Origin of the sequence: Methanobrevibacter ruminantium M1 (assembly GCF_000024185.1) — an archaeon.
GTDB classification, from domain to species: Archaea; Methanobacteriota; Methanobacteria; order Methanobacteriales; family Methanobacteriaceae; genus Methanobrevibacter; species Methanobrevibacter ruminantium.
Genome location: NC_013790.1, coordinates 1,844,733 through 1,869,973 on the forward strand (window position 1 = coordinate 1,844,733; position 25,241 = coordinate 1,869,973).

28 protein-coding genes are annotated in these 25,241 nt (G+C 33.2%); 5 read left to right on the top strand and 23 right to left on the bottom strand.

The window, feature by feature from the left end; translation table 11 throughout:
* Position 1: 1 nt before the first annotated feature.
* The 15 genes from MRU_RS06980 to MRU_RS07055 all read right to left on the bottom strand — a co-directional run bounded on the left by MRU_RS06980 (position 2) and on the right by MRU_RS07055 (position 9,416).
* Positions 2 to 1,036, bottom strand: a complete 1,035-nt coding sequence (locus MRU_RS06980; RefSeq protein ID WP_012956196.1) for a 4Fe-4S binding protein — start codon at positions 1,034 to 1,036, stop codon at positions 2 to 4.
* A gap of 69 nt (positions 1,037 to 1,105) precedes the next feature.
* On the bottom strand, positions 1,106 to 2,233 hold the full coding sequence (locus tag MRU_RS06985; protein WP_012956197.1) for a hydrogenase large subunit: 1,128 nt from the start codon (positions 2,231 to 2,233) through the stop codon (positions 1,106 to 1,108).
* Between the two features lie 132 nt (positions 2,234 to 2,365).
* The gene (locus MRU_RS06990) at positions 2,366 to 2,827 is read right to left on the bottom strand and encodes an NADH-quinone oxidoreductase subunit B family protein (protein ID WP_012956198.1); all 462 of its coding nucleotides are present in this window, start codon (positions 2,825 to 2,827) and stop codon (positions 2,366 to 2,368) included.
* Positions 2,828 to 2,963: 136 nt separating this feature from the next.
* Positions 2,964 to 3,347 (bottom strand): DUF1959 domain-containing protein, encoded by a 384-nt coding sequence (locus tag MRU_RS06995; protein WP_012956199.1) that lies wholly within the window; start codon positions 3,345 to 3,347, stop codon positions 2,964 to 2,966.
* An 89-nt stretch (positions 3,348 to 3,436) separates the two neighbouring features.
* A complete protein-coding gene (locus tag MRU_RS07000; protein WP_012956200.1) occupies positions 3,437 to 3,769 on the bottom strand; it encodes a DUF2104 domain-containing protein in 333 nt (110 codons plus the stop codon).
* Positions 3,770 to 4,174: 405 nt separating this feature from the next.
* A complete protein-coding gene (locus MRU_RS07010; RefSeq protein ID WP_012956202.1) occupies positions 4,175 to 5,035 on the bottom strand; it encodes a respiratory chain complex I subunit 1 family protein in 861 nt (286 codons plus the stop codon).
* A 39-nt stretch (positions 5,036 to 5,074) separates the two neighbouring features.
* Positions 5,075 to 5,290 (bottom strand): hypothetical protein, encoded by a 216-nt coding sequence (locus tag MRU_RS07015; protein WP_012956203.1) that lies wholly within the window; start codon positions 5,288 to 5,290, stop codon positions 5,075 to 5,077.
* A gap of 141 nt (positions 5,291 to 5,431) precedes the next feature.
* Positions 5,432 to 6,100, bottom strand: a complete 669-nt coding sequence (locus tag MRU_RS07020; protein WP_012956204.1) for a membrane protein — start codon at positions 6,098 to 6,100, stop codon at positions 5,432 to 5,434.
* Positions 6,101 to 6,201: 101 nt separating this feature from the next.
* Positions 6,202 to 6,879, bottom strand: coding sequence for an EhaG family protein (locus MRU_RS07025; protein ID WP_012956205.1), 678 nt, complete (start codon positions 6,877 to 6,879; stop codon positions 6,202 to 6,204).
* Positions 6,880 to 6,925: 46 nt separating this feature from the next.
* Complete coding sequence (locus MRU_RS07030; RefSeq protein ID WP_012956206.1) at positions 6,926 to 7,525, bottom strand: EhaF family protein; 600 nt, start codon at positions 7,523 to 7,525, stop codon at positions 6,926 to 6,928.
* Positions 7,526 to 7,581: 56 nt separating this feature from the next.
* On the bottom strand, positions 7,582 to 7,842 hold the full coding sequence (locus MRU_RS07035; protein WP_012956207.1) for an EhaE family protein: 261 nt from the start codon (positions 7,840 to 7,842) through the stop codon (positions 7,582 to 7,584).
* Positions 7,842 to 8,183, bottom strand: a complete 342-nt coding sequence (locus tag MRU_RS07040; protein WP_012956208.1) for an EhaD family protein — start codon at positions 8,181 to 8,183, stop codon at positions 7,842 to 7,844. The genes MRU_RS07035 and MRU_RS07040 overlap by 1 nt, the downstream gene beginning before the upstream one ends.
* Positions 8,184 to 8,235: 52 nt before the next feature.
* A complete protein-coding gene (locus tag MRU_RS07045; RefSeq protein WP_012956209.1) occupies positions 8,236 to 8,514 on the bottom strand; it encodes a DUF2109 domain-containing protein in 279 nt (92 codons plus the stop codon).
* Between the two features lie 75 nt (positions 8,515 to 8,589).
* The gene (locus tag MRU_RS07050; protein ID WP_012956210.1) at positions 8,590 to 9,090 is read right to left on the bottom strand and encodes a hypothetical protein; all 501 of its coding nucleotides are present in this window, start codon (positions 9,088 to 9,090) and stop codon (positions 8,590 to 8,592) included.
* On the bottom strand, positions 9,090 to 9,416 hold the full coding sequence (locus MRU_RS07055; RefSeq protein WP_012956211.1) for an energy-converting hydrogenase A subunit A EhaA: 327 nt from the start codon (positions 9,414 to 9,416) through the stop codon (positions 9,090 to 9,092). Before MRU_RS07055 ends, MRU_RS07050 begins: the two co-directional genes overlap by 1 nt.
* Before the next feature lie 484 nt (positions 9,417 to 9,900).
* On the opposite strand from MRU_RS07055, the gene MRU_RS07060 reads away from it, so the two are divergent.
* The 3 genes from MRU_RS07060 to cgi121 all read left to right on the top strand — a co-directional run bounded on the left by MRU_RS07060 (position 9,901) and on the right by cgi121 (position 13,064).
* A complete protein-coding gene (locus tag MRU_RS07060; RefSeq protein ID WP_012956212.1) occupies positions 9,901 to 10,836 on the top strand; it encodes an SDR family oxidoreductase in 936 nt (311 codons plus the stop codon).
* Between the two features lie 102 nt (positions 10,837 to 10,938).
* Positions 10,939 to 12,432: a (R)-citramalate synthase gene (locus MRU_RS07065; RefSeq protein WP_012956213.1), complete on the top strand. Its 1,494-nt coding sequence runs from the start codon at positions 10,939 to 10,941 to the stop codon at positions 12,430 to 12,432.
* A gap of 107 nt (positions 12,433 to 12,539) precedes the next feature.
* Complete coding sequence (gene cgi121 / locus MRU_RS07070) at positions 12,540 to 13,064, top strand: KEOPS complex subunit Cgi121 (RefSeq protein ID WP_012956214.1); 525 nt, start codon at positions 12,540 to 12,542, stop codon at positions 13,062 to 13,064.
* Positions 13,065 to 13,283: 219 nt separating this feature from the next.
* Here the strand turns inward: cgi121 and MRU_RS07075 are convergent, their stop codons facing one another.
* From MRU_RS07075 to MRU_RS07105, 7 genes are all read right to left on the bottom strand, one after another.
* On the bottom strand, positions 13,284 to 14,726 hold the full coding sequence (locus MRU_RS07075; RefSeq protein ID WP_012956215.1) for a hypothetical protein: 1,443 nt from the start codon (positions 14,724 to 14,726) through the stop codon (positions 13,284 to 13,286).
* Positions 14,727 to 15,274: 548 nt separating this feature from the next.
* On the bottom strand, positions 15,275 to 16,777 hold the full coding sequence (locus tag MRU_RS11995) for a hypothetical protein (protein WP_012956216.1): 1,503 nt from the start codon (positions 16,775 to 16,777) through the stop codon (positions 15,275 to 15,277).
* A 548-nt stretch (positions 16,778 to 17,325) separates the two neighbouring features.
* Entirely contained in the window at positions 17,326 to 18,339 is a 1,014-nt protein-coding gene (locus MRU_RS07085; protein WP_012956217.1) for a DegT/DnrJ/EryC1/StrS family aminotransferase, read from the bottom strand.
* 129 nt (positions 18,340 to 18,468) lie between these two features.
* Positions 18,469 to 19,662, bottom strand: a complete 1,194-nt coding sequence (locus MRU_RS07090; RefSeq protein WP_012956218.1) for an Nre family DNA repair protein — start codon at positions 19,660 to 19,662, stop codon at positions 18,469 to 18,471.
* 227 nt (positions 19,663 to 19,889) lie between these two features.
* Positions 19,890 to 20,816 carry a glutamine-hydrolyzing GMP synthase gene (guaA, locus tag MRU_RS07095; protein ID WP_012956219.1) on the bottom strand — a complete coding sequence of 309 codons (927 nt, stop codon included), beginning with the start codon at positions 20,814 to 20,816 and terminating at the stop codon, positions 19,890 to 19,892.
* Between the two features lie 142 nt (positions 20,817 to 20,958).
* On the bottom strand, positions 20,959 to 21,198 hold the full coding sequence (locus tag MRU_RS07100) for a hypothetical protein (protein WP_012956220.1): 240 nt from the start codon (positions 21,196 to 21,198) through the stop codon (positions 20,959 to 20,961).
* Between the two features lie 131 nt (positions 21,199 to 21,329).
* Positions 21,330 to 21,896, bottom strand: coding sequence for a GMP synthase subunit A (locus MRU_RS07105; RefSeq protein WP_012956221.1), 567 nt, complete (start codon positions 21,894 to 21,896; stop codon positions 21,330 to 21,332).
* Positions 21,897 to 22,291: 395 nt separating this feature from the next.
* Between MRU_RS07105 and MRU_RS11945 the strand changes: the two genes are divergently transcribed.
* Together MRU_RS11945 and MRU_RS07110 are read left to right on the top strand one after the other, a co-directional pair.
* Positions 22,292 to 22,438 carry a hypothetical protein gene (locus tag MRU_RS11945; protein ID WP_012956222.1) on the top strand — a complete coding sequence of 49 codons (147 nt, stop codon included), beginning with the start codon at positions 22,292 to 22,294 and terminating at the stop codon, positions 22,436 to 22,438.
* 168 nt (positions 22,439 to 22,606) lie between these two features.
* Positions 22,607 to 24,052: an adhesin-like protein gene (locus MRU_RS07110; RefSeq protein ID WP_012956223.1), complete on the top strand. Its 1,446-nt coding sequence runs from the start codon at positions 22,607 to 22,609 to the stop codon at positions 24,050 to 24,052.
* Positions 24,053 to 24,229: 177 nt separating this feature from the next.
* On the opposite strand, the gene MRU_RS07115 is transcribed toward MRU_RS07110, so the two are convergent.
* Positions 24,230 to 25,168 (bottom strand): NAD(P)/FAD-dependent oxidoreductase, encoded by a 939-nt coding sequence (locus tag MRU_RS07115; RefSeq protein ID WP_048812464.1) that lies wholly within the window; start codon positions 25,166 to 25,168, stop codon positions 24,230 to 24,232.
* Positions 25,169 to 25,241: the final 73 nt, after the last annotated feature.

Here is a 25,241-nt window from a genome sequence, read left to right on the forward strand (position 1 = left end):
CTTAAGCCCTCCTTTCCGCTAATTGAGAAGCTTTTACAGAGATGTGAATAACCTCTTCATCATTATCGTTTTTATCTAGATTAAACTTAGCTAAGAAATACTTGATTACTCCAAACGGACAGGTCTGATAGCAGATGCTGCACCTTAAGCACTTTTCCTTATCCCTCACTATGGTGTCCTTGTCATAATCAAAGGAGATTGCTCCGGTAGGACAGTCTGGAATGCACATTTGACACTTTTTACAGTTCTCACTGTCCCAGGTTATGATTCTGATTTTCAATCTGTTGATTGCATCCTCTAAAACCTCGTGAACCACTTCCTTATCATTTAGGATATTCAGTGACTTATCAAAAATAGGTTTAAAAGGTAATTCATCTAAAAATAGCTTGTCAGTGCCTAATTGAATCAAATCATCCTGCTTTGATTCTATATAATCCTCTAAAGTAGTTACAGCAAGGTTGATGATTTTCTTTTGCTCTTCCAGGTTATTTACAAATACTCCTCTCATAGCACCTTTAACAGGACATGCCTCTAGGCATTTGCCGCAGGAAATGCATTTGGACTGATTTACAGAAACCCTATCATCAAACTCTTCGATTGCTCCCACTTCACAGGCGTCCATGCACTTATGACATCTTATGCATAGGTAATCGTCTACAATGTATTTTCTCTTAGATGGAATGATATTGAACTCTTCACGGATAAAGTGATTCTCTCCGCATTCCAAGGTCTTTGGAGTGGATGGGCATACTTCAGCGCAGAACCCGCATCTTATGCAGGATGCCTTATTGATTACAGGATAGATTAGGCCAAAGGCGTCTTCTGTATCTGAATCCCTGATTAATTTGATTGCATTTGGAGATGGACAGGATGCTGTGCATGATCCGCAGCCAATGCAGTTTTCCTTGATTACATTAGGAAAATCTCTGAATCTGTCTGGCTTATGGGCTATGTCCTCTTTGGATTTTGCATCAAAGAAGCCATCTATCCAAGTCTTTCTTGCAAATTCATAAATATACCAAATAATTGAGGACATCTATTTCACCTCCTCAAGAGGCAAATTGAAATAAAAAGAATAATGATTTTCTAAAAAAGACTTATCCATCTATTTCACCTCAAAAAAGTCTTTAGTGGTATATTTGCCAGAATCAATATCAGTTATAGCCACCCTTTCAGTACAGGCAATGCAAGGATCAGATGATGCATAGGTTGAAACAGCATCAGCAACTGTAGCAACGTCCTTAAGCATATATCTTGCACATGAATCAATATTCATAATACTTGGGGTTCTAATTGAAATCCTCTTGATTAAATCGCCATTGGTTTCAGCCATATATCTTACCTCTCCACGAGGGGCCTCATTTCTCCATTCCCCATATCCTGAAGGGATGTCTACAGGAGTTCTTATATCTCCTTTTGGCATGTTTTCAATGGCCTGCCTTACCAAGTCAATGGATTGCTCCACTTCATAAAGCCTATTTAAAGTACGGGCATAATTGTCTCCCTCCTTTCTCCAAATAGGCTTGAAGTCAAAATGATCTTTATAAGTATAATGTTCCTCTCTTAAGTCATGCTTGATGCCTGAAGCCCTTCCGATAGGACCTACTGCATGGCCTTTTATGGCCTCTTCCTTAGTCATGACTCCGACTCCTTTTGCCCTTAAGGCAACTATAGGAGCCTCTTCAAACAATGCAACGTGTCTGTCGAATCCATCTTCGATTTTCTTCATGTTTTCAAGGATAGCGTTAAAATGACGCTCATCGGCATCCATTCTAACCCCTCCAACAACATTCCAGCCTAGATTGACCCTGTTTCCAGTTAATAGTTCAAGAGAGTCCATTGCATATTCCCTTAAGGCAAGTACATGCATGAACAATGTCTCATGGTCAAGGGTCTTGAAGAATGTTGAATTTGCAAGCAGGTGAGACTGGATTCTGTCTATCTCGTTTGTGATTACACGTAAATATTGTGCCCTAAGAGGAGCTTGTACACCAGAGATTCCTTCTAAAGTCTCTGCAAATGTTTGTGTGTGTTCATATGAGCAGATACCACAGATTCTTTCAGATAAGTAAATACATTTCTGCCAAGTCTTTCCTTCCATAATCTTTTCAATACCCCTATGAACATAACCATAATCAATCTCAGCTTTTATAACCTTTTCACCTTGAGTTTGAAGCTTAAGCCTTAAAGGTTCCTTTAAGCCTGGATGAATTGGTCCAATTGGTAATATCATAATATCTGACTCCTTATTTACTTATCTAATACTTTTTCAACAGCTTTGTTAAACAATTATTAAAATGACTTTATCTGATCTTTCAACAACTTCTTTTAGTAACAATAAATATGATTAATTAAAATGCTTTATCTAATCTTTTCTTGCATCTTGAGCTCTTCCTTTAGCTGCAATAGCTCCAGGAGCAACTGTCAAGACTGCCTCTAGAATTTCACTTGGTCTTGGAGGACATCCAGGAATGGCTGCATCCACTGGAATGAAGTCTGAAACCGGAGCAAGAACTCTTCCCCCTTCCTGTGCGAAGACATCTCCGGACTGAGGACAGTTTCCAACTGCAACCACAATCTTAGGTTCAGGAGCCTTTGCATAGATCCTTCTTAAATTGTCTCTCCATTGTTCTGTAACTGCACCAGTCACTAAAAGAACATCAGCTTCACGAGGATTATTGTGAACATAGATTCCATACTGTTCAAGGTCGTATCTTGGGGACAAAAGTGCAACTAACTCTACATCACAGCCATTGCATCCTCCGCAGTTTACTATACAGACATGAATTGAACTTTTTCTCACAATATCTTTAAGTTTCTTAAGCATTTTAATTACCTTAATTCTGTTCTTTTAATAATGATTTAGTAAATATAATTACTTAAATAATGATTAAAACTTTATTTAAGTTTTTAATAATGATTTTAATAAATATAAATTTTCTTTATTTATCCTATGAACTATTTTATTCTCTTAATAATTCAACTATTTGAGCTCTGCCTTCATCTAAGGCATCTTCGTATTTTTTGCCATGCTGAATAACATCCTTTGTCAATTGATGGCAAATTCTATCTGCATCCTCTTCAGATATTAATTTAGCAACATCGCTTAGCCAATAGAGTCTTAAATCAAGATGCATCTGTCTTTTTATCTTTTCTCTATTTGCTATTTCAAATGTAGCATGCATATTTTCCAAATCACTCATGTCAAAACGATTCATAAGAATTTCTTCAAATTCCTCTTTGGAAATTCCAAATTCTTCAGATAATGGAATGGTAAGATCCTTTTCCCATTTAAAACTATGAAGAACTCTTAATTTCATCATTTCGTATTTTTCTTCACTATTCATTTAAATCACTTGAGCAATTTAGTTAGATAAACAATAAATATAAATTAGATTTAAATATTTAAAGTTAAATCTTTTAATTTAAAAACTTTCTAAAATTTAAATATGACTCCAGATGTTAAAATCCAGACAATTACTGCAACCAAAATTCCGATTGCAGTTTCCTTTCTACCATATCCTGGCCTTCTTCCTATTGCAAGACCAATGCAGAAGAATGCTATGGTGAGAAGAATTACAGAACTAACAAATCCAATCAAGCCATGGTTTAATAATAAAAACCATCCGACTATAGCTAAAACTAAGGTTAAAACATCAATTTCAGATATTATAAAAGGTTCCATATGCTTCTTATAGCTTAATAATAGGCCAAGAATTGATCCTACTATAAAAACTATAATATAAATCATATAATATAATTCTTCCATGATTTCACCTTGATTTTAATTTTCTTGAGTTTTCTTAAATTGGATAGTAATTCTAATAATTATAAATGTTTATTTTAGTTAAAATGGTTTGTATAAACAAACAAAAGCTATGCAAATAATTATAAATGTTACAAAGAAAGCTATTTTTTCTAGATTTTCAGCTAAATGGGCTGATTTTTCGCTATTTTGCATCAATATAAATGGAACGAATATTAAACCTATTATAGCCATAGGAAATGCTAGAATGCTTTGGAAGTATGCTGCTAAACCTGCAACAATAAAGACTCCTAAAGCAACTAATGAAAGTTAATACTCTCATTCCTTTTTCATCATTCATTTTAAAGCCTTCTTTTTTGAGTTTTTTTAAATAAATAAATATTATAATAATTCTTTTAAAATTTTAAGTTAAATAATAATCATGATAATTGAACCAACAACGCAAATAACTGCAATGGATATTTGAGCCATTACAGAATGGTTTGGATTTAACATAGGAGTTGTAGCATTGATAAATCCTGTAATCACACATATCAAAATCATTCCTATAAGGTATCCCACCACTCCTATCGGTGCAAAGAATATTGTCAAGAAGAGCCATAGCAAGATATACCAAGCGATTGACTCTGAAAACATTATATATCCTCTAAGCATACCGAAATGCTCGGTTTCAAATCCTGTAATGATTTCCTTTCCTTTTGTTATTGCAAAAGGAGAATAAGGGGATTTTGTAACTATCAATGTAAAGAACATGATTGCTGCAAGAGGGATTTTAAATGCCAAAGGACCGTTTGCTGCTTGATATTGTATTATTCCACCAATATCCATGGTTCCAGTTAGAAGGAAGACAACAGCAATTACTGCAAAGAGAGGCAATTCTCCTGCCGCTGAGAATACAGCCCTTACACAGCTTAGCTTACCGTAAGGGGAACCTGATGAGGATCCTGCATTATGCTCTACAATCTTATGGATTGCATAGATACCGAATATTATCATTAAGGAACCCTTGCAAACCGGACCAACAATTACTCCGGTAACCCAAATACCTGCTAGGATTACTGTAATTCCCACATAAAATGGCATTGAAGCAGTTTTAGGGAAGCTTGTTTCCTTAAAGAAAAATTTCAATGAATGCAATAGATATTGAATAATAGGAGGTCCTGGCCTTAATTGGACTCTCGCCATGACTTTTCTATGGAAACCTAATAAAAGACTACCTGCAAGGAAAGCTATTACTACATTGATTAAAATCTGAGCCATTAGATTCATAATATCTGCAAAGAGACATATTTAACCATTTAAATCAAATTAATAACCTGTAAATGGTTCTTCTCTTCTTTCCTCCTCTTCTTCTTTTATTGGTTTAGACATGGTTAATAGACCAAATGAAAGAACTAAAAATGGTATGCATACAATAGCTATAGCATAGACTATCCAATCAGCTGGATTAAATATTAATGCATAAAGTATAGCTAATACAGATGCAATTAAGATAATATAACTAGCCATTTCCATTTTTTTCATTTTATCGACCTTCTATTTTAATAATAAATTAATAAACATGATTTTATTTGAATTAAACTAATAATCCGATTCTATTTGAATTAAATTAATAAATATGAACTAAATTTTTAATATAAAACTTTTAAAGCATTTAATAGATAATTACAATATAGTCAATAGGATTTCAATAAATCTAACTATAAGGAACAATGAACTTAAGTGAATAATCAAAATGAATGGAGATCCTGGAGTTCTAAACATCTCTGCCTTGCTTGCAAAGAATGGAGCTATACCGCTTTCACCGCAGACTCCAATTAGCATAACAAGTGCTCCAAATATCATCATAGGATTTGCTGGAATGCTTGCAAGCTCAAACAAGCTTAAGGTACCTGTAGCTGCCAATATTATAGCTGCTCCACCAAACAATGGCAATCCACACATCATGGCAATCAATCCATACTGATAAGCTGAATTTAAGACTTCCACTTGCTTTACAGCTGAAACGATACCAATATTGACAATACCAATCAAGGCCATAAATAGGGTGAAGTTAAAAAGGTCCCCTGTAATCATAGCTCCCGCTGTTGCTATACCACATATTATCGCTAAGAATCTTCTATGCTTAAACTCCTTCAGTCCCACTGCAACCTTATTCTCATCAAGTGAGCCAAACATAGCTTCAACTTGTGTTTCAGTACGACTGATTGCTATTAGAGCTGTAAATAGAAGTATAGTAACAAACAGGAATATATGGAGCGGGTTTAAGTATAGAACAATATCTCCAAGAGGGATTGTTCCTAAAAAGTCTCCACCTAAGTTCTCTATAAGCATTATTTATCTCCAATAATTATTTTCTTCCATATTCTCTCATAAGAGACAATATTATATTCTCCCATAAGAGACTATTATTATTTCTCTCCCATAAGAGACCATTATTTTCTTCCATATTCCTCTCTCATAAGTATTCCAATCAATCCGATCTTTGAAGCAACCTTTAATAAAAGTCCTAAAGCTGCAAGGAATAGGCTTAAAAGCCAGTATTGCGGAAGGATGAAGAAGAATATGAAACCGATTATCCATAAACACCAGGAAATACCTGATATTGCTCCTACGCCATCAAGAACAAATATCGGCAATCCTCTAACCTTTCTACTAAGTACATAAATGACGATACCTCCGCCAGCTACTGCACCGCCGGTAAAACCAGACAGGAATATGCCGTATCCGATTAGAAGCAATGCAATGAAGTTAGGAGCAGTTGTCATAATCTCCATATCAATATCTAAAGGCATTGGGCTAAATGAGGTATCTTTATCAGCCTTTCTCATCTCACGAGATATCAATATCTCTGAAATTGCCATGATCTCTGCCAATTCAACTACCAGACCTGGAAGGATCAATGCTTCAGACAAGTCAGTTCCAACTGCAGCTACGACGATAAGCATAGCCAATCCAACTATATCTGTTAGAATAAGAATCTGAATGTCTCTCTTTTCCATTGCCACTCCAATCAAGCCAATAAAAGCTACAATCAAACCACCATATAAGGCTGTGGTATACATTGAGCTATAGAAAGCCGGAACAACTTGAGGGATTACGCTTGCTACCATTTAAATCCTCCCTTAAAAAGTGATTTAATTCTTAAAATCATTTAAATCACCTAAACTCCTTTTTGGCTTGTTTTTCACGAGCCTTTCTATTGCTTTCTTCAACCTCATTGGCTAGTCTGTCAGAACTGGCAATGGCTCTTTTTACATCTTCAGCAATATCCCTTTCATCCTTTGTCCTATCCATTGTAAAGTTGATTGCAAGCCATGAAGCGATTATGAATGCCATCATGAGAATGGAGGATTCAAGGATTGTATCGAAACCTCTTGTATAATAAAGGATTTCATCAATAAGACCACCTGGAGATGAACAGATACTTGTTCCAAAGTATGGGGATATTCCCTTGAGCATCTCTGCTATTGGAGTCATATATGAGTTTATCCAGCCAAGATTCTCTGCATTTTCAGGATATTGGGCTTCTGTTATGCCTGGAGACTCTAAAACCTCTCCTCCCCTATCGTATGGCGCAAGAGGAAGTCCTGCATCCATCTGACTTTGAGGTGCCGGACGAGTGTAGATTTGATCTGTATTCAATCCCATAGGGATTAGGAATCCGGCAATGAGAAGCAGACCTAAAATTACAGCAAACAGCCTAGGAATGTTCTTTGGATCTGCTAGCTTATTCCATAATTTTGCAATTTTAGGCATTTAGATTCCTCCAGTTTCTTTAGGGCTCAAAACAAGAGCCAATAATTTAATGAACATTATACATCAGCCCCTATCTCTTCTAAGCGAGAAATAGCTCTAAACAAGATTAAGGTAACAATGATTGTAGTTGCAATCAATGTCAAAAGAGCCAATGTAGAATTATAACAAAGTAAAATTAATGAAACTCCTACGGATGCAACTTCTGTGTTTATTGTTCTAATAACTGGATCCTTTACTCCAGGACCCCATACAGTTGCGAGGCTTCCAAAAATAGCTAATGCCAAACCTAAATAAACCCAAATAGCCAGATTAAACATTATTTGCCTCCTTCAGAGTTTTTATCTAATGATTTTTCTTCTAGATTTTCAGTGCTTATATTAAGCTTGTCTAAAGTGGAATAGTCCTCTAATTTAGACTTGCGCACTTTATTGATTTTAATTAAAGCAAGTAAGAATACAATGATGGATAATGGATCGAGAACTGCAGTTAGGAAGGCCACATCAAGGTATTTAAAGCTAACGATAGCTAAAAACAGACCTGCTTCCAGAACTGAAACCATAATAATTTTATCCAATGGTTTTTTAAGAAGAACAACTCCAATGGCACCTATAATCATTAAGGCCATTGATATTGTTTCTATATTTATAAATTCCAACATTCAAATCACATTCTTGCTTTTTACTTCTTTAACTATGAACTGATAAATATAATTAATTCTCTTCATCCCTTTCTTCCATATCCTTATCATAGCTTATCTCATCTTCCAAATCCTTTAAGCTATAAGCAATTGCATTTGAACCGATTGTAGAGGAAATGAAGAAAGCTGCAGCTAATACAAAGCCAAATGTAGTTTTAATATATAATGCAATGATAGCAGATACACAGAAACCTATTACATTTATGTAAAGTAACTTTTCTGCTCTGTTTTTAGTTATTACTGCTCTTAAAGCCATTAAAATTGTAATAACTCCTATGATTTCTATATACATATTTTAACCTTGTATTAACTTTTTATATAACTTTTAAACTGATTTAAACTACTTTAATTTTATTTATTTAATTATTTATTCATATTTAGTATACCTGCCAAAGGACTTAGCAATCTTTCCAAGCAATCTGGAACTTGTAGGATGATGAATTCCTTGAATTGTAAATATTGCAATCACCATTCCGCAAATGAACATCTCAACTTCGATTCCAACAAATGAGAAAATGAATATCAATAGTGTCATGGTCAATGCTCCGCAGGTTCCGGCATATCCTGGATCTGCACATAGCCTGTTTCCAATATAGACAAGCAATGCTGCAATAAGCCCTCCTTGAATTCCTAAAGCATAGACTCCTATTGCTGCTATCAAGGTTCCTGCTGAAGCATCTGGAGAACATAAAATGTTTCCTTGGAAGAAACCTCCAGCCAAATCTCCTTTCCTTTCCTTGATTGAATAGCCAACAGTCTCTGCACCCTTAACTCCTGGAGCCTCAGGCAAGCCTAGGAATGTGTCAACAACTACAAAATTAATCCAAGAGATAACTGCAGCTAATATTATTCCAATGATCATATCCATTAGACATTCCCCCCGTCTTCGATTTGAGGAGGCTTTGGGAATATGTAGTCAAATCCATACTTTACAAAGAGAGCGGAAGCTAATCCGACAATCACGCTTAAGATGAGACCGTCATAAATCCAATAAACATTTAATGAATAAAATATTGCCAATATTCCTATAGCAAAAATAGGGGTTGGAAACAGTGCGCTAGTAGTCCAAGAGAACCTGATTGGCCTTTCGGGAAGAAGTGGCAATCTTAAGGCAAAAGCGATAATGACTGCAACTACTATAGCCACTATATAATTTATCAACAATTGAAATCCATTAGCACCTATACTAATCATAATAATAAATATGTTATATTATAGTTATAAATGTTATTACTTATTGACAAGCCGAAAATCTGACAAAATTTAATAAAGAAAATTAAATTTAAAAAATTTTTAATCGAATAATACTAAAAAAACGAAATATTATTACTAAAATGAAAATTTAAAGAAAGGGGAATGATTTTTTTAGGCACTCCTAAAAATCATTTAGAAAAGAAACCATCACTAAATTATTCAAAATATTAAAATAGTATTAAATTAAAAAATTATAATAATATGAAATAGATTTAATTATGAAAATTAGTTCATAATTATTTTTAAGACGATTCAAATTAATTTATAATTATGTTTTAAAAATGGTTTAAATTAATTTATAATTATGTTTTAAAGATGGTTTAAATTAATTTATAATTTTTTATAAAATTTCATAATTATCTTAAGATTTAGAAGAAATCAAAACAACTCTTTATATTCAATTAACTAAAAAAGGACCGATATAATGAAGGATAAAAACGTTGTAGTAACAGGAGGGCTTGGATTTATAGGATCCCACATTGTAGATGCTCTTATAGATGACAATAAAGTCACAATAATCGACAATCTATCAAGCGGTAAGATGGAAAACCTAAACAATCCGAATCACGAGAACTTGACAATCATCAAAGAGGACTTGATGGACGCAGACTTAGAAAAGATATTAAAGGATAAGGACTATGTCTTCCACCTTGCAGCACTTGCAAGCGTTCCAGGAAGCGTAGCAGAGCCTTTAAGATACAATCAAAACAATATTGACGCTAGCTTAAAGCTATTTATAGCCTGCAAAAACAACAATATCAAAAAAGTGATCTTCTCATCTTCCTCTGCAGTCTATGGGGAAAATCCAAACATGCCTCTTAAAGAGAGCGAAAACTTCCTTCCTTGCTCCCCTTATGCAGCCCAAAAGGCAAGCTGCGAACTATATTTAAAGTCATTCCATGAATCCTACGGATTGGATTATGTAGCATTAAGGTATTTCAATGTCTTCGGTCCTAGACAAGATGAAAACTCACCTTATGCTGCTGTAATTCCTAAATTCATATCTGCAATCCTTAACGGAGAAAGTCCAGTTATTTATGGTGACGGCGAGCAAAGCAGAGACTTTATTTATGTTAAGGAAATAGCTAAAGCAAATATCCTCTCAGCAGAATCAGACTACAATGGAGTCATCAATGTTGCCCTCGGCAAGTCAATGACAATCAACAGGCTATTTGAAATAATCAGCGACGTTCTAGAATCAGACATTGATGTAAAATACCTTGATGAACGTCCAGGAGACATTAAGCATTCCCTTGCAGACATTAGCAATTTGGATAAGATTAGTTTCAAGCCAGATGAGGACAAGTTTGAAGAACAATTGAGGGAAACTGTAAAATGGTTTATAAGCCAGATGGAATAAATAAAAGCTAAAAATACCTACAAAAAGAATAGAATGGAATACTAAATGAATAATACTTTTTAAAAAAAATTTTGCTATTTTCAAGCAAATCATGGTGGAATAATGAAAATAGAAGTACTGGATACAACACTTAGAGACGGAGAGCAAACCCCTGGAATATCTCTAAACACTATTAAAAAGTTAAGAATAGCCACAAAACTAGATGAGATAGGAGTCAATTCAATAGAAGCAGGATCTGCAATAACCTCCGAAGGGGAAAGGGAAGCAATAAAGGCAATCACCTCCCAAGGACTGAATGCTGAAATCGTAAGTTTTTCAAGAACCCTAATAAAGGATGTAGATTATTGCTTAGAATGTGATGTGGATGCAGTCAACATTGTTGTTCCAACTTCTGACTTGCACCTTCAATACAAACTAAAAAAGACCCAAGATGAAATGCTTGAAGATGCAGTGAAGGTAACAGAATACGCTAAAGACCATGGAGTCAAAGTGGAGCTTGCAGCTGAAGACTCAACAAGAACAGACATCCAATACCTAAGAAAAATATTTAAGGCAACAATCGATGCCGGAGCAGACAGAATCTGCCCATGCGACACTTTAGGAATCCTAACACCACTTAAGTCCTTTAACTTCTATAAGCAATTTACAGACTTGGGAGTTCCAGTAAGCGCACATTGCCATAATGACTTTGGCCTTGCAGTTGCAAACACCTTATCCGCTATCGATGGGGGAGCCAGCAGATTCCATGCAACCATAAACGGACTTGGGGAGAGGGCTGGAAACGCCGCCCTTGAAGAGGTTGTAGTCTCACTATACACATTATATAAAGACGAAAGCAATGAAAGAAAATACGAAACAGACATTAAGATAGATCAGATTTACAGCACTTCCAAATTGGTTTCAAGATTAAGCAATGCATATCTTGCTCCAAATAAACCGATTGTAGGTGAAAATGCGTTTGCACATGAATCTGGAATCCATGCAGACGGAGTCATTAAAAACAGCGCAACATATGAACCTATCATGCCAGAGCTTGTAGGACACAGAAGAAAATTTGTAATTGGAAAGCATGTGGGAACAAAAGGCTTAAACAACCGACTGGAAGAGCTTGGCCTTGAAGTAAACAAGAAGCAATTAAATGATATTTTCTATAAGGTAAAGGACCTTGGAGACAAGGGAAAGACCGTAACAGACACAGATTTGGAAGCGATAGCAGAGCATGTCCTAAACATAGAGCAGGAAAAGAAAATCAATCTTGATGAGCTGACCATCGTATCAGGTAACAAGATCAGACCAACAGCCTCAATAAAGTTGAACATTGAAAATGAAGAGGTAATAGAGGCTGATGTAGGTATAGGTCCTGTAGATGCTGCAATAAATGCTGTGAATAAGGGAATTAAAAGCTTTGCAGACATTCAGCTTGAAGAGTACCATGTAGATGCAGTTACAGGAGGTACAGATGCACTCATTGAAGTAATCATCAAGCTCAGCAGCGGAGATAAGATCATATCAGCAAGAGCAACAGAGCCAGATATTATTAATGCAAGTGTAGAGGCTTATATAGATGGTGTTAATAGGTTATTGGAGAATAAATAATTAAATAACCCCAATAGCTTAAAAACATGATTAAATAAAAAAAAGCCGCAGAAATAATTATTATCATACTCTATTTTTATAATTTTCAAACATTTAAGAGAGATTCTATGAAATACAATAAAGAATTAGCTAATTTAGACAATGTAGAAATATTAGGCTTTAAAGGAACTATAGAAAGCATTCCAAAAACATTGGAAGAGATAGACAATATCAGAAATAGCTGTTGTGATGTTGGAACCATCCAACTTATGAATGCAGATGCAATAGCTGGGCCTAAACACCTTGAACATGGAACAATCCATGCAATGAATGCATTTGAAAGGGGAGACAATCTAGCTAATGATTTAGGAATAGAGATCTTACTTAGAACATCTGCCCAAAGGCAAATATCCAAGGCCTTTAAGATACTTGGACTGAAGGAAGGGGAAATGAACATAGCCGTTGTAATGATAGATTGTCCAGATTACTTTATCGATGAATTATCTAATATATTTATAAGAGATGATAGCGTTTTAGAAGCCGACGAATCAAAATTAATGAAGATATATGATATTCCTGAAAAAGAATTAAAGACCATACATCTTAGCGACATATTAATTGATAAAACAAGCAAATTAATCATTGCCCAATAAAAGAACCATCACACTGATTTACACCATTATTAATAGTAATTTGCACCACAGATAGTCAAAAATAGGATTTTAGTTAAATTTTATAAGAACTATTAAAAAAAAAGAAATATTATAAAAAATTATTAAAAAAAGAAATATTATAAAAAAAACTACTCAAAAAAGAAAAAGAGAAAAATATGGCAATTGACCATATTTTTTTTAATTAAAAATAATTTAAACTTATTTTATATTAATATAGCTAGTAGCGCTAGCTGCATTATAATTTGCACTTGCCTTAATATTCACAATAACCTTATGGTTTGCCTTAGTCAGGGATTTGGTATTAAAGCTAGCAACTCCTTTGCTGTTTGTCTTTACATTGTATGTCTTAAACTTCTTGCCAGTATAAACCTTTAAGCTAACTTGAACTCCGCTAAGAATTTTTTTAGATGCCTTATTCTTTACGGTTACCTTGAAAGTTGAGCTGCTCTTATATTTGGCTGTGACTTTCGGAGCAGAAATCGCCCTGCTTGCTTTAGAAATCTTAATGGAACTTGTTTTTGAACTTGCAGAGACATATTTTGTATCCTTTACGGTTACAATTACCTTATGAGTTCCTACAGATAAGGTGGAAGCGGAAAATTTGGCAATTCCATTTGATCCGGTTGTTACTGTAACTGTCTTATACTTTTTACCAGTATATACCTTCAAGTTAAGCTTAACTCCACCAATGGCTTTTTTTGTCTTGGAATTTGTCAATTTGATTTGGAAATACTTTCCAGAAGCATAAGTGGTTGACAATGCAGTAGGGCTTAATGTGCCTGGAGCCTTAATGATCTTGATGTTTTTCAAGCTGGACTTATTGGCTTCAACAATGCCATCGGAAACCAAAGCTGCTGTAACTGAATAGTTTCCAGGTGCAAATTTAAGGGCATAGTTTGCAATTCCTTTGGAATTAGTCTTCACTGTGGCTTTCTTACCATTTGAAAATGTGAGATTGATTTTTTGATTTGATAAGACTTCCTTAACAGAACTGACCAAAGAAACCTTTAATACTGTATCATTATAATAAGTGCCTGTTTTTGTAATCTTTATTGAAGCTGGAACAGTTGGAATTGAGACATTTAATTTTGTAAAGTTACATACCATGTCATCCAATTCATTAACAACCATCATATCCTCATAAAATCCTATGACAATAGAGAAATCTCCAACTTTAACAGGGATAGGATATACTACAACACCATCCTCATCTGTGAAGAATGAATAGACATCATAATCATAGGAATCCTGAAGGCCTAAATTAACATCAGGTATTGGAAGGCCTGTATTCAAATCGATTAATCTAAATGAAATGTTGTCATCACCATAATGGCTAGGGACATTCAAGACTTCTATTTTAGTTAATATAGCATCTTCACTAATTAATTCAGGGTCGTAATCCTCATAGTTTGACCAGTCATCACCTGGAGAATCGTCATAGTAGGAATCATAGCTAGTATCATCATCCCCATCATCAATTTCAAATTCAACACTAATGTCCTCTTCATCCATCAGTTTATGAGAACTGTCCTTTTGTGCAATATCGTCAATAGCAAGAATATCAGAGTCAGAGTCATCAGCAAGGGAACTTGAAAAATCATCGCTTGCGCTGACTGCAGATAGGCTTACTATAGCGAACAAAAATATTAATAATAAAATTGAATATTTTTTCCTTAAAATATTAAAACCTCCAAAATATTGAATATTTTGAATAGAACGATATCCTTAAGAATAATTTTTAAAAAAGCTAAACAAAATAATATATTATTCTAATTTTCCTATATATAATAATATTTTATTATAATATACTTAAATAAATTTCTATAATCTTATTATATTTTTAAATATAAATTAACAAAAAGGAGTTAAATTGTAAAAAATCTTAACAATTAAATAAAATAAGGCATAAAAATTAGTAAAAAAAACTGAACAAATAAAAAGAAAAAAGTGAAAATAAATAAAAAATAAAAAAATAAAAGTTAAGTGCAAAGCACTTAATATGAAAAAAAACTTTTTTAAAATTATTTAAATAATAATCCAATTAAAACAATTTAGAAAAATAATTAATCAAATCTAATTACCTCCTTCTAGCAAGATAAAAATAGATTCTGAATTATTACCCCTTCTAGCAAGATAAAAATAGATTCTGAATTATTACCCCTTCTAGCAAGATAAAAATAGATTTTGAATTATTTCCTCTTTCTAGCAAGACCCACTAAAAATACAAGCAATATAAATGCTAGAACTGCAAAATATCTAATGTCAGTTGATTTGGACGCACTAGGATTGTCTTCAAATAGCTCCACCATCTTTTGATAATCCTTTGGAGAGACAAATGTTGAATTGTCTTTTTTCTCTAAACCTCCACCAGCTGTTGAATTGGAAGAAGAGGAGTTATTATGATTTAACAAGGCAAATCCATTTGAATTATTCAATATACTACCTTGCTCTTCTTTAGAATCGTCATTTGTCTTGTTCTCAGTATCAAATTTTAAACCGCTGCTATTAGTTTTTGTATCTGAATTTGCTTTAGAGTCGGATGAACTAGATTTTCCATAATAATCATCTAAAACATCAGTATATCTATCTAATAAACCCCAGTTTAACTTGTCATAAAGAACTGTAATTCTTTTAGTTCGCTCAGGGATTATCCTATCTGAAACATTATTAGGGTCAACCACATCAGGGCCTGTAGGGTCCTCGTCTCCCCAATCGTTATTGTTGAAATTAGGGAATAATAATTGGGTAGCGTTCCATTTTACAAAGATTTCCTTTCCTAAAGGAGATGAATTATTTGTAATAATGTTGTTATTTACATTTATGACCGTCTTTGCATCAAACATAGGCTGCTGAATATAGAAGGAACCTCCTGTTTCGCCTCCGGTGTTATTTACGATTAAGGAATTGGTAAGATTAAGGCTTCCGGAAACCATTACAGCACCGCCATTTGTTCCTGCAGTGTTGTTTAGAAATATGCATCTGTCAATGCTTGAATTTCCAGCCCAGCTATAATAGGCACCTGCCCATTCATCTGCATGATTTCCAATGAATATGCAGTCCTGGACATTCCCATAGCCATAAACGCTTACACGGATTGCTCCGCCATCCCTTACAGCTGAATTATTAATGAATACAGAATTATAGATATCGGAAATTGCATAGCATGTTGTAACGGCACCTCCATCATGATCTGCATGGTTTCCAATAAATAATGAGTTGTTTATAAATAAATAACTCCTATTGGTTTCATTTCCATAATTGGAGATAGCTCCACCATTGGTTATATTCAAAGCAGTGTTATTTATGAAGATACAATTATCAACATATGTATTTCCGGTTTCAATACAAATTCCACCGCCAAAATTATCTGATAACCCATTTATTATAGTTAAATTGTAAAATTGAGCTGTGACATTTATATCATTTATGAAAAAGACACTTCCTAATTGCTCACCGTCTATAATCACTTCTCTTGGGTCGCCAGTTCCTTGCAGAGTTATGTTTTTTGTAAGATGGACCTTGTGTATCTTATAGGTTCCAGGCTCGATTAATATTATTTCATTTTCCTTTGCATTTATGATTCTATTGTATAAGTCTTGAGACAACTCATCAGAGGCATGCTCGTAATCGCTATCCTTTAAGGCTTTAGAATTGATTGAATTATCCTTAAAATCAATTGGATTCTCTTCCAAATTGATAGAACTATCATTTAACTCATTTTGATTAATCTTTAAATCATTTGAATTATCCTTTGAATTAAATGAATTTTCCTTTAAATCGATAGACTTATCATTAATTTTAAAGTCAGAAACATCTATATTATCATCGATATAAATAGAATTATCTATAATATTATCTGAAGCAACTGCACTTACAGAAGGAATTATAATTAAAATAACTAATAAAAAAGCAAAAAATGATAATTTTTTTAGTTTTTCCTTGATATTGCACCTCCTATAAATTTTTTAAACATATATATTTAATTAAGTTTTAAATAATAACTTATAGTTTAAATTTATATTTTAACAATATATAATACTTTTCATATCATTCTTGTAAAAATAAGTTTAAAATAAAAAATAATGAAAAAATAAGAAATTTAAATAAATAAAAAGAAAAAATAAAAATCTAAATTAAATAAAAACTAAAATAACACAAGTAAATCAAATAAAATATAAAATAAAAGAAGAATAATGAAAATAAAATTAATCTGAATAAAAAATTGAACCCTAAGAAAAAATTAAGCAAAATCTTCGTATTTTTTAATAGTGTTGAATATTTGATTAGAATTATGCTCATTTAAGCAGGAAATATCAAGATTTTTTATCTCAATAGCTACAGCCTTTTCCTTCAATCTATTGTAATTAGGACATTTAGTAATCATTCCATGGCTGTCTAGAGCAAACTCCTGTCTTAGCTTATATGATAATGATTTAGGGTCGTTTGTCTTTAGAATAAGATTGATTCCTCTTTTATTTGAGTGAAATACTTCAAAATCAGTGCTATCATTTAATTTTTCCTTAAGATTTAAGGTGAAATCAATTGTTTTATTCAAATTGTCCTTTGCATATTCTATTTCATGAGATATTCCACAGGCTGTGATATTTGAGCATTTTGAAGTTTTTAAAATAAGTCTTGACTTTTCTAGGAGAGAATTATCATTTGTTGTAATAAATCCACCATCTTCGACATTGATTATTTTTGGAGAGCCTGTTGATCCAATGATAATGTCTGAGTATTTTCCATTGGCCAAATCTCCTTTCATATCACAAATGGCTCCTGAGGCATCTTCTGCAAGGAGAATATTGTATTTGTGAAGGAACTTTGCAATTTCCTTTATGTCCTGCTCTGCAGTATAAGCTGCAAAGCTTGTTAAAAATAGGGCAGACTTATTGTTTTCATCATCCAAATCAATATTGTCGTCATTTTGATTAATGGATTCTTGCAGATAATCCAAATCAATAATGCATTGATTTGTAGTGACTGTTATCAAATCCTTATTTAAAAAATTAGCAATCTGCTTAAAGCCATTCCAGGCTCCTTGATCGGGTATTAAAATTGCTCCATCAATAGAATTCATGGCTGTTAAAATAGCTGCATTTCCACTATTTACCAATTTAGCATATTGATGATTAGTGGCATTGGATAGCTTTTCCTCGGCCATATTGTGATAATCAATATTATCTTCACCAATAGCCACTTTAGACATGGCCATTTGACTTTCTCTTGATGGTTTTTTAAATTTAAGATTCATGTTCTAACCCATTATAAAATATCTTTATTTTCATTAGGATGGTAATTAATTAAATAAAATAAAATAAAACTAAATAAAATAAAATTAAATAAAATAAAATTAAATAAAATAAAATTAAATAAAAATTAACTATTGCAAATCTGGAGATTTCTTAAAGAATGCATCCAATGTAGTCTGCTGTGAATGCAAAAGCTCATTTAAGAGATTGCTCTGCTTTACATACTTGCTTATAGGTATCTTAAGCTTTGTTGAGCAATAAGCTAAAGAGTCCTTCAAGGATTCAAACTCCTTATAATCGCCATTCATTGCATATTTAATGTTTTCCCTCACATTGAACACTCCAAGAGGGACATAACCTGAATATGCTTCCCTAAGAATGATAACACCTGACTGAAGCTTAAGCTTGGCCAGCTTATCCAGCACAGCCATCTTAGCTGTGTAATAGCATCCTCCAACACAGCTATACTCTCTCTTATCAGTGTTTGTCTCATAATCTGAAAAGATCATCTCTTCCTTTCCAAGAATCTTAATGAATGCCTCAAACCATTCATACTGCCACTCAGTTGGGGTTAAGATGATTGCATAATAATTCTTAAGGCTTGAAAACTCATAGACCCTATATGAGTCCATTATATTATAATGCCTCACTTCCTTTAAAAGGCTATCTGCAATGGTGCTGTCACAGGCTGTGATTGACCATCGGGTAGGTACAAGTCTCCTGTTTTTCTTTATACCAAATGCCCCTACAGAGAATGCCTTTTGCATGGCAGAGAATGGAACATCCTTATTGTGGAGATTCATCACCGCATCCCTTGCCTTAAGGTCAGTGTCATAAAAGCTTTTTTCCAGTTGCCTGTCCCATTTAACTGCATCTATATCAAACTTCTCGATAACAGCGCTAGGGCCATGAGGCATGCTTTCCTCATTGAACATTGCACCGCTTGGCCGGGACCCAAAGGTTGCTTCGCTGTCAATTGACTTTGCAGCAAGGGAAATGTCCTGAAGCTTTTCAACAAAAGGATTTTCCAAATCCTTAATGCTGATTAGCTGTTTTCCTCTAACTAAATTCATCCTATAGCCAATAATATCCTCTTGGGTTTTATTCTGACCAATCCAACTCTCTGGAGAGTCCATAATAGCTGTATCTCCAGTTTGGGCTACCATCATAGGTCCGGCATATACCTTAGGATAGCTCCAGCGCCCTATGAACACTGAGGGAGGAGTGCTTCCGTCAAGGTCGCGACCTACATTAACTGACTGCATCTGTATCTTTTCAGTTAATTTAGCCAGATATGCATTTTTAGTAGCTTTTGATGTTCTCATAATAAAACCTGATGTTTATTGATTAAAAAAAGGACAATAATTGTTATGGTGAATTAATTGAAGTTTGATTAAGTTCAAATAAGTTTTTTAAAGAAAAAAATATTTGATTTATGGTTATGTATAAAAAAATAATAATAAATATAAAAAAAAAAGTTAAATTTTAACTTATTAGGATAAATAAATAAAGAAAATTATTTATTAAAATCAATAAGCAAAATTAACTTAAATTAACAGAATTCAATAGTGCTTGGTGGTTTATCACTAATGGATAAGGCAACATGAGTGACTTCAGAAACTTCAGAAGTGATTCTTTTTGAGATGGTTCTAATAACTTCCCAAGGCATTTCAGGAACGGTTGCAGTCATTGCATCAATGGAACTGATCAACCTAATGATAACAAGATAGCCAAAGTCTCTTTCGTCTCCTTTTACACCGGTAACCTTAGTGTCGGTAAGCACAGCAAAGTATTGCCATAATTCCTTATCCAAGCCTGCCTTTTCAACCTCTTCCCTGACGATTGCATCAGCTGCTCTGCAGACAGCCAGGTTTTCTCTGGTAAGGTCTCCTACAACCCTTACACCAAGACCAGGACCTGGGAATGGTTGTCTTTGTACAATGCTGTCTGGAAGACCTAATTCAGTACCTACAAGCCTTACTTCATCTTTATATAAGTCTCTGACAGGTTCAACTACCTTTAAGACCATTCCGCTTGGCAATGCCATGTTGTGGTGGGTCTTGATTTCCCCTTCAGTTTCAATCCAGTCAGGAGCAATGGTACCTTGAACTAAGTATTTAGCGTCAACAGCTTGTGCTTCTCTTTCGAATACTTCAATAAAGACTCTGCCGATGATTTTCCTTTTCTCTTCAGGATCTTCTACACCTGCAAGTTCGCTTAAGAACTCATCGGAAGCATCTATATATTTGAAGTTTAACCTTTCTTCGAAAACACTGCAAACCTGTTCTGCTTCACCTTCTCTAAGCAATCCATGATTTACAAAGACAGCAGTTAAGTTATCGCCAATAGCCTCTTGTGTAAGCACAGAACAAACTGAACTGTCTACACCGCCAGATAAAGCGATAATGGTTTTTTCATCACCAATTTCCTCTTTGATCTTTGCAATCGCATCAGAAATAAATTCTTTTGGTTCTAACATATGAATACCTTTAATATGAATAAATTCGCTATAAACTATTAAATAGTTAAATAATTCGCCAATATTGCCAAATAGTAAAATAACTAACTATAAACTATAAAATAGTCAAATAACAATATTTAACTACCAAATAGCCAAATATTTAGTATTCTTCTACAAACTTCATGATAACTGCTTCTAAACCTTCTTCCTTGCCAGATTCAACAGCATCTACCATGTCATCATATTTTACGTATTTTTCAATTTTGATAGCTTTTTCACCAATTCCAGAGATTCTGAAACTTTGTTCGTCTTCTCCTATAGGAATGTTGATGTATTCTCTTTTTAATTCGTCTTTGTTGTCGAGTGCTTTCTTTTTGAAGTCATCTGCATTATCAAACATAATATCAACCCAAAATATTTACTAAATAATAAAACATAAATTTATCAGTTTAAATTTTAAAAAACCTGCTAAAAAAAAAATCATTTGAAAAAAATAAGGCAGGATTTTAAAAAACTCTTAAAACAATAAATTTACTCATTATAATTTTGACAAATTTCATAAAAGTTTTTAAAGATATACTCACCTTTTGGAGTGTGATGAACCTCAGGATGGAACTGAATTCCATAAATCTCTTTTTCTTTATGCTTCATTGCTTCAATATCGCAAAGAGAAGACTCTGCAATGATATCAAAGTCCTCCGGAAGAGAATGAACTTCATCCTTATGTGAACTCCATACATCCATAGGTGATGTGAGACCTTTAAAAAGTGGATTTTCTTCATTAATATTAATTTTTACTTGAGCATAGCTTTCAGTGTCTGAAGTGGCAACTTCTCCACCAAAAGTTTTAGCTATTAACTGATGGCCTAAACATATTCCTAAAATAGGAATGTCAAAATGTTTTATATACTCTGCTGCATTACCTACACCATCGATTGAAGGTCCTCCCCCTAGAATCAATCCTATAGGCTCCTTTTCTTCAATCTCTGAAATGGATAATTTATTTTTTACAAGCTCAGATGGAATCTTTAAGTTCTGTAAAGTTCTCTGAATCCTGTGATTGTACTGCCCTTTATTATTAATAACTAAAATTTTCATATAATCGCTCAAAACTTCTTATTAAATAAAAATCATTACCTTTTAATTAAAAAATTAAATTCATTAAAATTATAAATACAATATATAATAATTTAAAAAATTTAAATTTTTATATATAATATACTATAGTATATTCGATTATATATATTAACTTTATTATTTTTTTAAATAGTTTTATTAATACAAAACAAATTTTTTATTATTTTTTAAATAGTTTTGTTATTATAGAACAAATTTTAAATCTAATGATCATGATTTTTTGACATTTTTAAAAATGAACAAAATATAATTCAAAAATGTTTTAAAAAGCAAAAAAGATAAAATAATGAGCAAATTTTAAAATCCGAAGAAGATAACAAAAAAATTATATATATGAATCATAGAAAAATAAATGCATGGAAATCGATGAATTAATTACTTACTTAATCATTATTGCAGTTGTTGCGATTTTAATAAAAATATTTTCATGGCTCTTGCCTATCTTTGTAATATTGGCTGTAGCCTATGTAATTTATTTATATATTACTGAAAACAATGCATAATGAGATAAATAAGGAAATAAAATAAATAAATAAATAAATTAAATAGTTAAATAAATAGATAAATAAAATATATAAATAAAAACCAATAAAGAAAAGTCTTTGACTAGGTTTTTATATTATTTTATTTAATAATATCGACTAACTAAAATAAATTTAGGGCTGTTTCTTATGAAAAGAAGATATAAAGTTTTATTTCTATTGGCCATCTTAACTATAATAAGCATTAATGCCATTTCAGCTAGCGAAATTGGCTTAGATGACAATAATGCAATAGATGAGAATGATGGATTTAAAATTAAGCAAGACATAATGTCTGAAAAGATAATCTCTGATAATGAGGATGCAGATTCAAATAATGCAAATGATGTGAATACAGACTCATCCGATGAAGTAAATGAGGATAATGTAATAGAACAAAATACAGACACTGATACAGTTGATGAGGATGAAGAAGATCCAATCATTCCAGTAGACACTAGATTATTCAATCCAGATTCTGTTATAAAAGGAAACGATTTAAACATTGTTCTAAAAGACATCGACAACAATCCTCTTGCCAATCAGACAATCAAATTTAACATAAATGACAAACAGTACCAAAGAACTACGGATAAAACTGGAACTGCCAAATTAAAGATTAACTTAAGCCCAAAGACTCACACTTTCTTTATAGAGTATGACGGATGCGATGAATACTATCCGACCAATTTGGTATTTGACTTAAAAGTGATAAAGCCAGTTCAAACAAAATTAAGCGTAAAGTCAACAATTGTGTATAAAAACAATAAATTAATGGTTTATTTAAAAACCAGCGACAATAAGGCACTTGCAAACCAGAAAATAAAAATTGGATTGCCGAAAAAAACATACACAAGAACAACTGACAAGAACGGGCTTGCAAGCTTGAATATAAATTTAAATCCAAAAACATACAGCATAAACCTTAGCTATGACGGCAAAGGCAAATACCTCCCAACAAGCAAGAAAATAAAGATTCATGTCTTTGAAAACGAATTGCTTGGATCCACATACTATGGAAAGGTGGAATTGCTTAAGGGAATTGGAAACTCATCATCAAAGGTTAAAATAGCTTATGTGGTTGGACTTCATGTTTTGGAACATCAGATACACGATGAAGTTTACAATATCATGAAGCAGAAGACTTCAATGCATTATTCATATAATGTCTATAAGATTACCTTGACAAAGAAATCCGGAAACTACAATACAGACAGGATGAGAGGGCAAATACTTGCCAAAAACTATATTGTGCCTCATGTTAACAAGCAAAAGTATAATTTGGTCGTTGACGTTCATTCCACAACTGGAGTCTATTATAAAAAATCCTACTTCATACATGTTCCTCAAAACAGGCATAAGCCCTCCTTAAACTTGGCGAATAAAGCAATTAAAATAATAAACACTCTTGATAAGCAATCAAAGATTGTATATTGGTCTCCAGACTCACAGACAAGTCCGCCATATCTTACTTTGCCTATCATGAAAGCTGGAACTCCTACATTTGTCTTTGAGACCTTGACCTCAGAGCCAGTCTCCAGATCAAAGTATAGAGCAAATATTTTAATTAATGCTGTGGATAAGTTATTTGGTTAAAAATTAGTTGATTAGTCTGTATTTTTCTTAAAAAAAGTAAATTAGTCAAATTGGCTAAAACTAATCAGATGTCAATTTAAAAAAATAGTAAAAATTAATAAATATTTGGTTAAAATAACCAAATATTCTTTTTTTCTTTTAAAAAAAATATTATTTAAGTGTTTATTTTTTCTTATTTTACAAATTCAAATCATTATAAGCAGATATAGCAGCTACAGCACCTTCTCCACAAGCTACAACCCACTGTTTCACTCCACCAGTTATATCGCCTGCGGAATAAACATGCTCCACACTTGTTGCCTGCCTCTTATCGGTTATGATATAGCCATCCTCATCAAGGTCGATTCCTAATTCCTTAGCAATCTCATTGGAAGGATCATCACCGATTGCAATAAAGACGCCATCTGTCTTATAATCTTCCTCTTGGCCATTTCTATTAAGTCTTACTGATTCTACGACCATATCTCCTTTGATTTCCTCTACAGTTGCATTCCAGATAACCTCTATTTCCTTTTCTTCAAGAGCTTTTTGAAGATGATGCTCACATCTCAACTGATCACGTCTGTGAACGAGCTTTACATTGCATCCAAGGTTTTTTAGATAAAGTGCCTCTTGAGCTGCACTGTTTCCTCCGCCAACCATCAATACAGTCCTATCTATAAAAAACATTCCATCACAGGTAGCGCAATAGGCCACTCCACGACCTAAAAATTCAGCTTCCCCTGGAACATTCAAGTGTCTGTGAGAGGCACCAGTTGCTAAAATGATTGCCTTTGCTTTAAACTCCCTTATTTCATCACTTTCTTCAGACATCAATAATGGAGAAGTTCTGGTTTTAAGCAGGAAACCATCTTCAGTTTTTTCTATAGATTGAATGGTTTCATTTTCCTTTATTTCACAATAATTCTCAGTTTGTGCCTTCATCTTTTGAATGAGCTCCATTCCAGAAATCAAATCAAAACCTGGATAATTCTGCATCAAAGGCACTTCAAGACCTAAGCCTCCAGCAAATCCCCTATCGATTATTAGGGTTTTTGAATTCTGCCTACCGGCATACATGCCAGCAGTTAGGCCTGCAGGCCCTGCCCCAACAATTATAATATCATAATTTTCCATAAAAATCATTCCAAAACGGTTGAAATACTTTACAATAGTTAAAAATACATAATATAATAGTAAAAATACCTAA